At 69.8% G+C, this 13,305-nt stretch carries 13 protein-coding genes; 4 read left to right on the forward strand and 9 right to left on the reverse strand.

Annotated features, from left to right (window positions below; translation table 11 throughout):
* Nucleotides 1-2 precede the first annotated feature (2 nt).
* From L0977_RS06215 to L0977_RS06230, 4 genes are all read right to left on the reverse strand, one after another.
* Nucleotides 3-791: an ABC transporter ATP-binding protein gene (locus tag L0977_RS06215; RefSeq protein ID WP_234263985.1), complete on the reverse strand. Its 789-nt coding sequence runs from the start codon at nt 789-791 to the stop codon at nt 3-5.
* Complete coding sequence (locus tag L0977_RS06220) at nt 788-1,648, reverse strand: ABC transporter ATP-binding protein (RefSeq protein ID WP_234263986.1); 861 nt, start codon at nt 1,646-1,648, stop codon at nt 788-790. Before L0977_RS06220 ends, L0977_RS06215 begins: the two co-directional genes overlap by 4 nt.
* Before the next feature lie 271 nt (nt 1,649-1,919).
* Entirely contained in the window at nt 1,920-2,996 is a 1,077-nt protein-coding gene (locus tag L0977_RS06225; RefSeq protein ID WP_234263987.1) for a branched-chain amino acid ABC transporter permease, read from the reverse strand.
* 11 nt (nt 2,997-3,007) lie between these two features.
* Nucleotides 3,008-3,883, reverse strand: a complete 876-nt coding sequence (locus L0977_RS06230; RefSeq protein ID WP_234263988.1) for a branched-chain amino acid ABC transporter permease — start codon at nt 3,881-3,883, stop codon at nt 3,008-3,010.
* Between the two features lie 151 nt (nt 3,884-4,034).
* Between L0977_RS06230 and L0977_RS06235 the strand changes: the two genes are divergently transcribed.
* Nucleotides 4,035-4,826, forward strand: a complete 792-nt coding sequence (locus L0977_RS06235) for a crotonase/enoyl-CoA hydratase family protein (RefSeq protein WP_234263989.1) — start codon at nt 4,035-4,037, stop codon at nt 4,824-4,826.
* Nucleotides 4,827-5,099: 273 nt separating this feature from the next.
* The gene (locus L0977_RS06240; RefSeq protein ID WP_234263990.1) at nt 5,100-5,885 is read left to right on the forward strand and encodes a type 1 glutamine amidotransferase; all 786 of its coding nucleotides are present in this window, start codon (nt 5,100-5,102) and stop codon (nt 5,883-5,885) included.
* Nucleotides 5,886-6,059: 174 nt separating this feature from the next.
* Here L0977_RS06240 and L0977_RS06245 read toward each other — a convergent pair whose 3' ends face one another.
* Together L0977_RS06245 and L0977_RS06250 are read right to left on the reverse strand one after the other, a co-directional pair.
* Complete coding sequence (locus tag L0977_RS06245) at nt 6,060-6,347, reverse strand: hypothetical protein (RefSeq protein WP_234263991.1); 288 nt, start codon at nt 6,345-6,347, stop codon at nt 6,060-6,062.
* Between the two features lie 104 nt (nt 6,348-6,451).
* The gene (locus tag L0977_RS06250; RefSeq protein WP_234263992.1) at nt 6,452-6,886 is read right to left on the reverse strand and encodes an acyl-CoA thioesterase; all 435 of its coding nucleotides are present in this window, start codon (nt 6,884-6,886) and stop codon (nt 6,452-6,454) included.
* A gap of 129 nt (nt 6,887-7,015) precedes the next feature.
* Here L0977_RS06250 and L0977_RS06255 point away from each other — a divergent pair, with 129 nt between their 5' ends.
* A complete protein-coding gene (locus L0977_RS06255; RefSeq protein WP_234263993.1) occupies nt 7,016-8,305 on the forward strand; it encodes an MgtC/SapB family protein in 1,290 nt (429 codons plus the stop codon).
* Between the two features lie 4 nt (nt 8,306-8,309).
* Here the strand turns inward: L0977_RS06255 and L0977_RS06260 are convergent, their stop codons facing one another.
* The 3 genes from L0977_RS06260 to L0977_RS06270 all read right to left on the reverse strand — a co-directional run bounded on the left by L0977_RS06260 (nt 8,310) and on the right by L0977_RS06270 (nt 11,397).
* Entirely contained in the window at nt 8,310-9,785 is a 1,476-nt protein-coding gene (locus tag L0977_RS06260) for an FAD-dependent oxidoreductase (protein WP_234263994.1), read from the reverse strand.
* A gap of 79 nt (nt 9,786-9,864) precedes the next feature.
* The gene (locus L0977_RS06265; RefSeq protein WP_234263995.1) at nt 9,865-10,404 is read right to left on the reverse strand and encodes a hemerythrin domain-containing protein; all 540 of its coding nucleotides are present in this window, start codon (nt 10,402-10,404) and stop codon (nt 9,865-9,867) included.
* Nucleotides 10,405-10,545: 141 nt separating this feature from the next.
* Nucleotides 10,546-11,397: a 3-hydroxybutyryl-CoA dehydrogenase gene (locus tag L0977_RS06270; RefSeq protein WP_234263996.1), complete on the reverse strand. Its 852-nt coding sequence runs from the start codon at nt 11,395-11,397 to the stop codon at nt 10,546-10,548.
* 190 nt (nt 11,398-11,587) lie between these two features.
* Here L0977_RS06270 and L0977_RS06275 point away from each other — a divergent pair, with 190 nt between their 5' ends.
* Nucleotides 11,588-13,225 carry a GMC family oxidoreductase gene (locus L0977_RS06275; RefSeq protein WP_234263997.1) on the forward strand — a complete coding sequence of 546 codons (1,638 nt, stop codon included), beginning with the start codon at nt 11,588-11,590 and terminating at the stop codon, nt 13,223-13,225.
* Nucleotides 13,226-13,305 lie beyond the last annotated feature (80 nt).

Consider the following 13,305-nt stretch of genomic DNA (forward strand, 5'->3'; position numbering starts at 1 on the left):
GGTCATCTCCAGGTTTTCTTTTTCTTCCAGCGCCGGTCGGCGCGCACACCGGCTTCCTTCATGCCCAGGTAGAACTCCTTGATGTCCTCCTTCTCGCGCAGGCGGGCACAGGTGTCTTCCATCACGATGCGGCCGTTTTCGAGCACGTAGCCGTAGTCGGCGGCGTTGAGCGCCATGCTCGCGTTCTGTTCGACCAGCAGCAGCGTGGTGCCCCGTTCGCGGTTGATGCGCACCACGATCTCGAAGATTTCCTTGGTCAGCTTGGGCGACAGGCCGAGGCTGGGTTCGTCGAGCAGGATCAGGTCGGGGTTGGCCATGAGCGCGCGGCTGATGGCCAGCATCTGCTGCTGCCCGCCCGAGAGCAGGCCGGCGTCCTGCGCGGCGCGTTCCTTGAGGATGGGGAAGTAGCTGAACACCAGTTCCATGTCGCGCGCCACGCCGTCGCGGTCGCTGCGCGTGTAGGCGCCCATGAGCAGGTTGTCGCGCACGCTCAGCAGCGGGAACACCTCGCGCCCTTCGGGCACGTGCATCAGGCCCTGCTGCACGATGAAGGCCGGGTCCTGCGCGGTGATGTTCTCGCCCTTGAACTCCACCGAGCCCTTGCGCGGGTCGATGATGCCGCTGATGGTCTTGAGGATGGTGGTCTTGCCGGCGCCGTTGCTGCCGAGCACGGTGGCGATCTCGCCGCGCCGCACCTGCAGGCTGACGCCGCGGATCGCCTTGATCGGGCCGTAGGCACTCTCGACGTTGAGCAGACTGAGCACGGCGTGGTCGGTCACGGGCGCCGTCATGTCCGCACCCCTTCGCGCACCGCGCCACCGGCCTCGCGGCGCAGGCTGGACACGTCGTCCACCGTGCCGAGGTAGGCCTCGACCACGCCCGGATGGCGCTGCACTTCGGCCGGCGTGCCGGTGGCCAGCTCGGCGCCCATGCTCATGGCCAGCACGCGGTCGGACACTTTGGACACCAGCCCCATGTCGTGCTCCACCATCAGCACCGTGATGCCCAGCTCGTTCTTGATGTCGCTGATCCAGAAGGCCATGTCGTCGGTCTCTTCCACGTTCAGGCCCGACGAGGGTTCGTCCAGCAGCAGCAGGCGCGGTTCGGTGCACAGCGCGCGCGCCAGTTCCACCACCTTGCGCACACCGTAGGGCAGGCCCGCCACCAGCGATTCGCGGTGGTGCTGCAGGTCGAGGAAGTCGATCACCTGCTCGACCTTTTCGCGCGCGGCGATCTCGGCGCGGCGCGTGCGGCCGGTGAACAGCATCTCGCTCCACAGGCCGCTGCGGCGGTGCGTGTGCCGGCCGATCAGCAGGTTCTGCAGCACGGTGGCGTGCTCGAACAGCTCGATGTTCTGGAAGGTGCGCGCGATGCCCAGCCCCGCGATGCGGTGGGGCGGCTGCTCGGTCAGGCGCAGCGAGCCGTGCGGGCCCTGGTACTGAATCTCGCCACTGGTGGGCGTGTAGATGCGGCTGATCAGGTTGAACACCGTCGTCTTGCCGGCACCGTTGGGGCCGATGAGCGTGAACACCTCGCCGCGCTTCACGTCGAAGCTCACGTCGTTGACCGCCAGCACGCCGCCGAAGCGCACGCTCAGGTGCTTGGCCGACAGCAGCACCTCGGTCGATTGGGGTTGTGCGTGGGTCATGTCAAGGCTCCCGGACCCCTGGCAGGGCGGGTGCCGGCGCGTGGGCGCCCCTGGTGCCCGCTGCCCCGGGAGTTCCCACCAGCGCGGACATTCAGCGCAGCGTGGGCGCGGTGCGCCGTCCCGGGCCCGCGATGCGGCACCCCGATCCCGTCATGCCCGCGCAGGCGGGCATCCAGGCACGAACCCACCAGAAGGGCGTGCATCCCGCCATGCACTACCCGCCTGCGCGGGAACGACGCGGCAGGCGTGGGCCGAGACAACAGGAAGTGCTTCATTTCAGGCGGTCCGATTTCTGGAACGACTTCTGCCGCTTGAACATGCCCTTGCGGTAGAACGGGAACAACTGGAACCAGGTGCGCACCTTGAGCCAGCGGCCGTACAGCCCCATGGGCTCGAACAGCACGAAGGCGATCAGCACCAGGCCGTACACCGTGCCCTGCAACCCGGTGGACTGGCCGATGGCTTCGGGCAGGTAGTCCTTGCCGAGCGCGATGAGCTGCGGCATCACGATCAGGAAGATCGCGCCCAGGAAGGCACCGTGCACCGAACCGAGCCCACCGATCACCACCATCAGCAGCAGGTCGATCGACTGGATGATGGAAAACTGCTCGGGCGAAAGAAACTGGATCTTGTGCGCATACAGCGCCCCGCCGATGCCCGCCAGCGCCGCCGACAGCGCAAAGCTCAGCGTCTTGTAGCGCGCCAGATGGATGCCCATGCTCTGCGCCGAAATCTCCGAATCGCGGATCGCCACGAAGGCCCGCCCAGTGGGGGCGCGCAGCAGGTTGACGATGGCCAGCGTGGCCCCCACGGCGAGCACCAGGCACAGGAAGTAGAACGACTCGGTGGTGTCCAGCGTCCAGCCCCCCAGCGACGGCGGGTTGACCAGCAGGCCGGAATTGCCACCGGTCACCGACTCCCAGCGCGCCATGCCCTCTTCCACGATGAAGCCGAAAGCCAGCGTGGCCATGCCCAGGTAGATGCCTTTGACACGCAGGGCCGGCAACCCGACCACCATGCCCACGGCGGCCGAGAGCAGGCCGGCGCAGGCGATGGACACCGGGAACGGCCAGCCCGCGTTGCTGAGCACCGCCTCGGTGTAGGCGCCCACGCCCAGAAAAGCCGCGTGCCCGAGCGAAAACAACCCGGTGAAGCCGGCCAACAGCATCAGACCCAGGCCGACGATGGCGTAGATCAGCACGAAGGTCAGTTGCGCGAGCCAGTACTCGGGCAGGGCCCAGGGCGCGGCCACCAGGCCCAGCCCCAGCAGGCCATACCAGAAGCGGTGGCCACCGTGTTTGGCGAGCCGGATGTCCTGGTCGTAATCGGTCTTGAAGATAAAGCGCATGCGGACTCCGGTCAGACTTTCTTGCGCAGCTTTTCACCGAACAGACCGTTGGGCTTGAGCACCAGCATCAGCAGCACCACGATGTAGGGCGCGATGTCCTTGACGCCTTCGGGCAGGTAAAACCCCGACAACGCTTCGACGATGCCGATCACCAGCCCGCCGACGATCGCGCCCGGCAGGCTGCCGAAGCCGCCGACCACCGCGGCCGGAAAGGCCTTGAGCCCGATGAAGCCCATGTTGGCGTGCACGAAGGTGATGGGCGCCAGCAGCAGCCCGGCGATGGCCGCCACCCCGGCCGCCAGCCCCCACACCAGCCCGTTGAGCCGCTTGACCGGAATGCCCATGTAATAGGCCGCCAGCTGGTTCTGCGACGAGGCCTGCATGGCGATGCCCAGCTTGCTGTAGCGAAACAGCGCGAACAGCGCCACGCACAGCGCGGCCGTCACGCCGATCACCATGAGCTGCTCCACCGCGAGCACCAGGTCGCCCAGGCGCAGCACCTCGCCTGCGTAGGGCACGGCCAGGGTGTGCGTGTCGGTGCCGATGTTGGGGATCATGGTGATCACCCCGCGCAGCACGTAGCCCACGCCGATGGTCAGCATCACGATGGAAAAAGCCGGCTGGCCGAGGATGGGCCGGATCACCAGGCGCTCCAGCCCGATGCCGAACAGCCCCATGCCGATCACGGCCGCGGGCACCGCGAGCCAGAACGGAAAGCCCAGCAACGTCATCGTCAGAAGCCCGCCGAAGGCGCCGACCATCATGAGGTCGCCCTGGGCGAAGCTGACCGTTTCGGTCGCCTTGTAGATCAGCACGAACCCGAGGGCAATCAATCCGTAGATACAGCCCTGGGCCACACCGCTGATCAGCAGTTGCAGCAGTTGCACGCCGTGGTCTCCTGTGGGTGCGGGGAAGGTCATTGCCACCCGCGCAATGGCGCGGCCCCGGCCTCTGAGCGGGTTATAGCTGTCGACCCGGAGACTCGCGCTAGGGGTTGTCCCCGAGCCGCAGTCGCGAAGGTGCCAGCACCATGCCGGCATGCCCGTGCACACCGAACAGATCGACGACATCACTGTCGTCACCCTCGACCGCCCCGCCGTGCGCAACGCGGTGGACGGCGACACCGCCCGCGCCCTGCATGCGGCGTTTCTGGCTTTTGACGCCGATCCCCACGCCAGGGTCGCGGTGTTTCACGGCGCTCATGGCCACTTCTGCGCCGGCTGGGACCTGCAGCACGGCGCCCGCCTGGCCGCCCGCGGCGAAGCCGGACCGCTGGCCGATCTGGACTTCGACAGCGCCGACCCGCAGGCCCTGGGGCCCATGGGGCCGTCGCGCCTGCGCCTGGGCAAGCCCGTGATCGCAGCCGTCAGCGGTGCGGCGGTCGCCGGCGGCATGGAACTGGCGCTGTGGTGCGATCTGCGCGTGATGGAAACCGACGCCTACTTCGGCGTCTACTGCCGCCGCTTCGGCGTGCCGCTGATCGACGGCGGCACGGTGCGGCTGCCGCGCCTGATCGGCATGGGCCACGCGATGGACCTGATCCTCACCGGCCGCCAGGTGGGCGCCGACGAGGCGCTGCGCATCGGCCTGGCCAACCGCGTGGTCCCCACCGGGCAGGCGCGCGACGCCGCCATCGCGCTGGCCCGGCAACTGGCCGCCTTCCCGCAGGCCACGATGCGGGCCGACCGCGAGAGCGCCTACGCGCAGTGGGATCTGCCGCTGGGCGACGCCCTGCAGCAGGAATGGCAACGCGGCAAGACCCGCATCCCCGACGCGCTGGACGGCGCCACCCGCTTCGCCCAGGGCCAGGGCCGCCACGGCCGCTTCTGAGCCGGCCCGGCGCCCCTTCCCACCCCTGCATGCGGAATCCCCCAGACAACCCAGACAACCCAGACAACCCAGACAACCCAGACGCCCCAAGCCCCCCGACCCACCGCCACCCCGTCATGCCCGCGCAGGCGGGCATCCAGGCCGGGCGACGCCGATGCCGAAACCCCGGGTTCCTGCCGGCGCAGGAACGGCCGATGGTCCGCCCCCGTGTGCCGGTCTGTCCAGCAACCTTTGGCCCCATGCGGATCGACGAAACTTCCTATCATGGGGCGGATGACCGCCGCCGACCTGCCCTCTCCCGATGACGCCCCAGCCGCCGAAGTGCTGGTGCTGCAGCACACCCGCGAAGACACCCCCGCCTACCTGGGCGAGTGGCTGGACCGGCAAGGGGTGCGCTGGGACCTGCGCTGCGCCGAGGCGGGCGAGCCCTATCCGGCCTCGGTCGCGCGCTACCGGGCGTTGGCCGTGCTGGGCGGCGAGTGGAGCGCCAACGACGAGCGCGCATCGCTGCGGCAGGCCGAAGCCCTGATCCGCGAGGCCGACGCTCTGGGCATCCCGGTGATCGGGCATTGCCTGGGCGGGCAGCTCATGGCACGCGCACTGGGCGGGCGGGTCCAGACGCTGCCGCAACCGGAAATCGGCTGGCTGCCCGTGCAGGTGGGCCGCAGCGAGGCCGCCCGGCGCTGGCTGGGCGACGGACCGACCGCCACGGTCTACCAGTGGCACTCCGACAGCTTCGTGCAGTTGCCGCCGCAGGCGGAGCTGATCGCCGCGTCACCGGCCTGCCCGCACCAGGCGTTCGCCATCGGGCCGCACCTGGCGATGCAGTTCCACATCGAGATCACCCCCGCCAAGATCGACGCCTGGCTGGGCCATCCCGGCACGGTCTACCCCCAGGCCATGGCCCGGCACCCCGACAGCGTGCAGGACCCGGACACCATGCGCGCCGCCACCCGGCAGCACCAGGCCGGCAGCGAAGCCCTGGCCGACCACATCTACAGCGCCTGGCGGGCGCGCTGGCCAGGCCATCGGGCGCCCAGCCAGGGGCTGCCCCCCTGACAGAATGCCCAGCGAATGCCCGCCTGCGCGGAAATGACGGGTTTGCGCATCGGCGACCCGCGCAGCGATGGCGCGTGGCGACCAGGAATCCAGCGCCGGGCCGCCCCAAGCTGGATTCGCACCCCCTCGGGGGGCAGCGACCTGCGCAGCGGCGGCGCGTGGGGGCCCTGCCCCTTAATCCACCCAGCACACCACCGGCCCCAGGCGGCGTTCGGCCAGAAACACCGCTTCGCGCAGCGACAGCGCCACGCCCCCGTTGAACCAGGGCGGCACCGGCTCTGGCGTGTGGTAGCGCACGTAGTAACACTCCACCTGCCGGTCCAACGCGAGTTCGGGCGGGTCGTCGCTGTCGTCGGAGCCGAGCAGCGTGTGGTGGCACACGATCTCCACCGCGCACGGCGAGACGCCGGCGTGGTGCCAGAAACCCCGTTTCACCGGGGGCAGGTCGTCGATGACACGCATGGCCGCACACCTCCCGGACCAGCCTGGGCCCGTGGACACCATGATAGGAAATCGCCCCGTTTGCGCCAAGCGGGCCAGCCCGGGGTGGGCGGGCGCCCCGGGTCTCAGTCCGGCAGGGCCATGCCTTCGCCTCGGGGAATCGGCCGGGGCCGGCCGCTGTCGTCGATGGCCACGTAGGTCAGGCTGGCTTCGGTCACCTTGACGTACTGGCCCTGGGCCCGGAAGCGCTCGGCAAAGACCTCGACCTGCACCGTGATGGATGTGTTGCCCAGGCGGGTGATGTGCGCGTAGAAGCTCAGGATGTCGCCCACCCGCACGGGCTGCTTGAAGATGAACTGGTTGACCGCCACCGTGGCCATGCGGCCATTGACGTACCGCGCGGGCAGCACGGAACCCGCCAGGTCCACCTGCGCCATGACCCAGCCGCCGAAGATGTCTCCGTTGGCGTTGCAATCGGCCGGCATGGGTATGACTTTGAGCACCAGTTCGCGCCCTTCGGGCAGGCTGGTGTGCGGGCGGGTGGGCGTTTCGGCGGACATGGGTGGGGCAACAGGCGCCGCGCACGAGGGCCGGCAACGCATCGGTGGACAGACAGGCGGCTATTGTGCGACGACTTGCGCCCCGCTGCGGGCGCTGGCGCTAAAGTCCCGCGCAGGAGATCCACGCCCATGCCCGCATTCGACGCCACCGCCACCGTCAGCACCGCCACCGCCCTGGCCGTGGCGCTCGGCGCCGGCCTGCTGGTGGGCGTGGAGCGCGAGCGGCGCAAGGGCAGCGGGCCGGACCGGGCGTTTGCCGGCATGCGCACCTTCGCGCTAGCGGGGCTGATGGGCGCTGCGGCAGCGCTCACCCGGCAGCCGGGCATCATGGCCGTGGGAGCCGCCTTCGTGGCCGGCCTCGGGCTGCTGGCCTACCAGCGCGACCGCTCCGGCGACCCGGGCGTGACCACCGAAATCGCGCTGCTGCTGACCTACCTGACGGGCATGCTCGCCACCTGGAGCGCGCCGCTGGCCGCCGCCCTGGCGGTGACCATGACCGGCCTGCTCGCGGCGCGGGCGCGCCTGCACCACTGGGCCGTGCAGTGGCTGCGGCCGGGTGAACTGCGCGACGGCATCCTGCTTGCCGCCCTGGTGCTGATGGCCCTGCCGCTGGTGCCGGACCACGCCCTCTGGGGCGGCAGCTTCAACCCCCGCGTGGTGATGCAGCTGCTGGTGCTGCTGCTGGCGGTGCAATCGGTGGCACACATCGCCAACCGGCTGCTCGGCGCCCGCCAGGCGGTGGGACTCTCGGCGCTGGCCTCGGGGTTTGTGTCCAGCACCGCCACCATCGCCACGCTGGGCCTGACCGCACGCAACGACCCCGGGCAGGCCCGCCTCATGGCCGGCGGCGGGCTGCTGTCCTGTGTGTCGACGCAATTGCAGATGCTGCTGGTGGCCTCGGCGGTGCAGCCCGCCTGGCTGCCAGTGACCTGGCTGCCGGCACTGGCCGGTGCGCTGCTGGCGGCCGCCTGGGGCACCCTGCTGCTGCGCGGCGGCGCCCCTCACCATGTGGAAGAAGCTCCGATCGCCTCGCCCCATGTCGAGGGCCTGGCCGCGGCCCAGGGCGACCACCTGTTCAGCCTGGCGGGCGCAGCGGCCGTGGCCGCCCTGCTCGCCGGTGTGCAGGTGCTGGTGCACCTGCTGCGCCAGTGGCTGGGCGATGCCGGTCTGTTCACGGGGTTGCTGGTGGCGGCGCTGGCCGACCTGCATTCGGCCCTGGCGGCCGCCTTCGCAGCGGCCACGCCGGACAGCGGGCAGGCCGTGGTCTGGGCCGTCATGGCGGCGCTGCTGGTGCACGCGGCCAGCAAGAGCCTGACCGCGGGGCTGGTGGGTGGCTGGCGCTACCTGGCCTGGCTCGCGCCCGGCCTGTGGCTGCACACGCTGCTGGTGGTGGCCGGCCTGGGCTGGCTGGCCGGCTGAGGCTTCAGCGCCGCACCGGTTCGCGCATCGTCACGAACTCTTCGGCGGCGGTGGGGTGGATGCCGATGGTGGCGTCGAACACCGCCTTGGTCGCCCCCGCCTTGAGCGCCACGGCAAACCCTTGCACGATCTCGCCCGCCTCGGCCCCCACCATGTGCAAGCCGACCACGCGGTCGCTGGCGGTGTCGACGATGAGCTTCATCAGCGTGCGCTCGCTGCTGCCCGACAGCGTGTGCCGCAAGGCCTTGAATTCGCTGCGGAACACCGTGATGTCGCCATGCCGCTCGCGCGCCTGCGCCTCGGTCAGGCCCACGGTGCCGATGTTCGGGTGCGTGAAAACGGCCGTGGGGATGAAGTCGTAGCCCATGCTGCGCGGCACCTTGCCGGCGGCGGGGCCGAACAAGGCGTCCACCACGACCATGGCCTCGCCCAGTGCCACCGGGGTGAGCTGCACCCGTCCCGTGACGTCGCCCACCGCGTAGATGGAAGGCACGTTGGTGCGGTAGTGCTCGTCCACCCGCACCTCGCCCTTGGCCCCCAGGGCCACGCCCACGGTGTCCAGGCCCAGGCCCTGCACATTGGGCACCCGGCCCGTGGCGTACAGCACCGCATCGGCCAGCACCTGGCTGCCGCCTTCGAGATCGACCCGCAGGCCTTCGCCGGTCTGGTGCACGCACACCACGTCGGCGTTCAGGCGCAGGTCGATGCCCGACTTGACCATCTCGGCCGCCGCGAAGTGGCGGATTTCGTCGTCGAAGCCGCGCAACACCTGCTCGCCGCGGTAGAGCTGCGTCACCGCCGCCCCCAGGCCGTTGAAGATGGAGGCGAACTCGCAGGCGATGTAGCCACCGCCGACGATCAGCAGCCGGCGGGGAAAGGGCTCCAGATCGAACACCGCGTCCGAGGTGATGACGAACTCGCGCCCGGTGAAATGCGGCACGTGCGGTGTGCCGCCCGTGGCGATGAGCAGATGCGCCGCCGTGAACGTCTGGTGCCCGGGCGAGCCGTCGGCGTTCAGCGTGGCCAGGCCCACGGTGTTCGGCCCTTCGATGCGGGCAAAACCGTTGAGCACCGTCACACCGGAACCCCGCAACAGGTTGTCGTACACACCGTTCAGGCGCGCGATCTCGTGGGCGCGGTTGGCCTTGAGGCGGGCCCAGTCGAGCACCGGTTTGACGCGCTGATCCGCCGAGCCACAGGCAACGGCGCCGGGCAGCGCACCCTGCGCAGCGGGAAGCGGGAGGGCCGGGAACTCCCAGCCGTAGCCGTGCGATTCCTCGAACGCGGCGGCGTAGTGCGCGGCGTAGCTGTAGAGCTTCTTGGGAATGCAGCCCACGTTGACACAGGTGCCGCCCAGGCCGTCGGGGCCCAACATTTCGGCCAGCGCCACACGGGCACCGCGCTGGGCGGCCATGCGGGCGGCGCGCACGCCACCGCTGCCACCACCGATCACAAAAAGGTCGAAGTCGAATGCGCTCATGACATACCCCGGGGGACTCCCCCGCATGCAGGAATCCGCATCTTACGGGTGTGGGCGCGCCAGTGCCCGCGCAGGGGCATCAGGCGGCGCGGCGCACCTCGTCCTGCTGAAGGGTGCGGCGGCGCGCCATCTCGCGCCCCATGCCGGCGGTGTCCAGCGCGGCCAGGCGTTTGCGCGCCTCGGGGTAGGCCAGAGACTCTTCCAGCAGGATGTGGTCCAGATAGAGCGCCTCGAACACGTCGAGCGCGTGGCGCAGCTCGGCCGGGTCGAACCAGAGGTTGCCGTTCATGGCGGCCTCAATCGAAGGCGCGATCTGCAGCCAGTTTTCTTCCAGCCAGCCGTGGTCCTGGATCAGGTGTTCGGTGGCCTGCACCACGTCCGCGTCCTGGCTGCCGAGCAGCGGGGGAAAGATGTGCTTTTCTTCGTCCAGGTGGTGCTGGCGCGCCTCGCCATTGAAATAGTCGAGCACAACCCGCGCGGTGCGGCGGTTGGCCTGGTTCAGGCCCTCGGTCTCGATGGCATCCACCAGCCCGGCGAGCACGCGGATCTGGGCCTGGATTTCCCGGTGGGTGTCGTCAAGAAACTCGAAAACGGCGATCGATACGGGGACGGCACTCATGATGGGCTCCTGCTCGGTGACAAATGAGCCCATTGTGGAAAAGCGCCGCCAGGGCCCCTTGATCTGTCGCAAGAAAAAGGCCCGCCGAAAGGGCGGGCCGATGAACGACGGCCGGGCAGCGCCCGGGCGGCGGCGGCAGGCTCAGTAGGTGTAGACCCCGCGACCGGTCTTGCGGCCCAGCCAGCCGGCGGCCACCATTTCCTTGAGCAGCGGGGCCGGGCGGTACTTGCTGTCGTTGAACTCGGCCATGTAGACGTTCATCACGGCCAGGCACACGTCCAGCCCGATCATGTCGGCCAGCGCCAGCGGACCGATCGGCTGGTTGGTGCCGAGCTTCATGCCGGCGTCGATGTCTTCCGGCGTGGCGATGCCTTCGGCCAGCACGAAGAAGGCTTCGTTGATCATGGGCACCAGGATGCGGTTGACGACGAAGCCGGGCGCATTCTTCACCGTGATCGGCGTCTTGCCCAGGGCTTCGGCCAGGGCCTTGACGGCATCGTGCGTGGCGTCGCTGGTCTGCAGGCCACGGATGATCTCCACCAGCGCCATCATGGGCACCGGGTTGAAGAAGTGCATGCCGATGAACTTGTCGGCGCGCTTCGTGGCCGCCGCGAGCTTGGTGATGCTGATCGAGCTGGTGTTGGTGGCGACGATCACCTCGGACGCCAGGATGCCGTCGAGCTGTTGCAGGATCTTGACCTTTAGGCCTTCGTTTTCGGTCGCGGCCTCGATAACGAGCTGTGCCCCCTTGAGGTCGTCGTAGCTGGTCGAACCTTTGATGAGCGCCAGCGCGGCGGCCTTGCCCTCGGCGGTCAGTTTCTCTTTCTTGATCAGGCGGTCCAGGCTGCCGGCCACCGTGGCCAGGCCCTTGTCGACCGCCGTCTGCGCCACGTCGACCATGACGACGCGGATGCCACTGACCGCGCAGGCCTGCGCAATGCCGTTGCCCATGGTGCCGGCGCCGATGATGCCGACGGTCTGGATGCTGCTCATGAAGGGTTCTCCGGAAAATAGGTGCACTGAAAACGGGTCGGTCCCGGTCGCACAGGGGCGGCACGCGCAAGCCCGGTGGCAGGAATCGCGGCCCTGTGCTACCGTCACCGCGCATTGTCGCGCAGCCAGGCCCGGGCAGGCCACCAGGCTGTCGCCTCGGCGGAGCCGGCCTCCAAAATCTTCCCTTTCCATGTACGACCACATCATCATCGGCGGTGGATCGGCCGGCTGCGTGCTGGCGGGCCGGCTCAGTGAAGACCCGGCCGTGCGTGTGGCCCTGGTCGAGGCCGGCCCTCCCGACCGCAGTGTGCTCATCCACTGCCCCGCAGGCCTGGCCGCCATGGCGCACCAGCAGCAGCTCAACTGGCGCTACGCCACCACGCCCCAGCCGGGTCTGGGCGGTCGCCGTGGCTACCAACCCCGGGGCAAGGTGCTCGGCGGCTCCAGTTCGGTCAACGCCATGATCTACACGCGGGGCCATCCGACCGACTACGACCGCTGGGCCGCCGCCGGCAACCCGGGCTGGTCGTGGGCCGAGGTGCTGCCCTATTTCCGGCGTGCCGAACACAACCAGCGCGGCGCCGACGCCTGGCACGGCCAGGGCGGCCCGCTCAACGTGGCCGACCTGCAAAGCCCCAACCCGTTCGCCCGCGCTTTCGTCCAGGCGGGCGTGCAGGCCGGCCACCCCGCCAATGCCGACTTCAACGGCGCCGAGCAAGAGGGGGTGGGCCTCTACCAGGTAACGCACAAGAACGGTGAACGCTTCAGCGCCGCCAAGGCCTATCTCACGCCGCACCGTGACCGCCCCAACCTCCAGGTGTTCACCGAAGCCCTGGTCACCCGCATCGTGTTCGACCCGGCAGCGGGGCGCCCGCGCGCGACCGGCGTGGCCTGGCGGCCGCAGGGTGGGCGCGGGGCCGAACAGGTGCTGGCCCTGAAGCCCGGCGGCGAGGTGCTGCTCAGCGCCGGCGCCTTCGGCTCGCCGCAGGTGCTGATGCTGTCGGGCATCGGGCCTGGCGAGCACCTGCAGGCCCTGGGCATTCCGGTGCTGCTCGACCTGCCCGGCGTGGGCGCCCACCTGCACGACCACCCCGACGTGGTGCTGGTGGCCGATGCCCCCGGCGCCAACGACCTCTTCGGCCTCAGCCTCCGGGGTGTCGGCCGCATGCTGCAGGGCGCGTGGGAATGGCGGCGCCAGCGAACGGGCCTGCTCACCACCAACTTCGCCGAGGCCGGCGCCTTCCTGCGCAGCCAGTCCGACGAGGCCGTGCCCGACCTGCAACTGCACTTCGTGGTCGGCAAGCTGGTGGACCACGGCCGCCAGACCGCCTTCGGCCACGGCTATTCCTGCCATGTGTGCCTGCTGCGGCCGCGCAGCCGGGGCACGCTGCGGCTGGCCCACACCGATCCGCAGGCCGCGCCCCTGATCGATCCGGCCTTCCTGCAGGACCCGGACGATCTGGCCCGGCTGGTGCGCGGTTTCAAACTGATGCGCCACCTGCTGTCGCAACCCGCGCTGGCCAGCCGGGGCTGCCGCGAATCGGCCGTCTCGCGCGATGCCCAGAGCGACGCCCAGATCGAACAGTTCATCCGCCGCCACGCCGACACCATCTACCACCCGGTCGGCACCTGCCGCATGGGGCCCGACCCGGCGTCGGGCGCGGTCACCGATGCCCGCCTGCGCGTGCATGGCGTCGACGGCCTGCGCGTGATCGATGCCTCGGCCATACCGACCATCGTCGGTGGCAACACCAATGCCCCTGTGATCATGATGGCCGAAAAGGCCGTGGATATGATCCGGGAATCGTCCTCCCCGCGCCACGCCTGACGGCGCATCCACCCCAGTCGGCCACCGCAGCGGCCCGGTCACGCCGGTTCTGCGGGGCCCCTCGACCCACCAGCCCACCC

This window comes from Hydrogenophaga sp. NFH-34 (assembly GCF_021401345.1).
GTDB classification, from domain to species: Bacteria; Pseudomonadota; Gammaproteobacteria; order Burkholderiales; family Burkholderiaceae_C; genus Hydrogenophaga; species Hydrogenophaga electricum.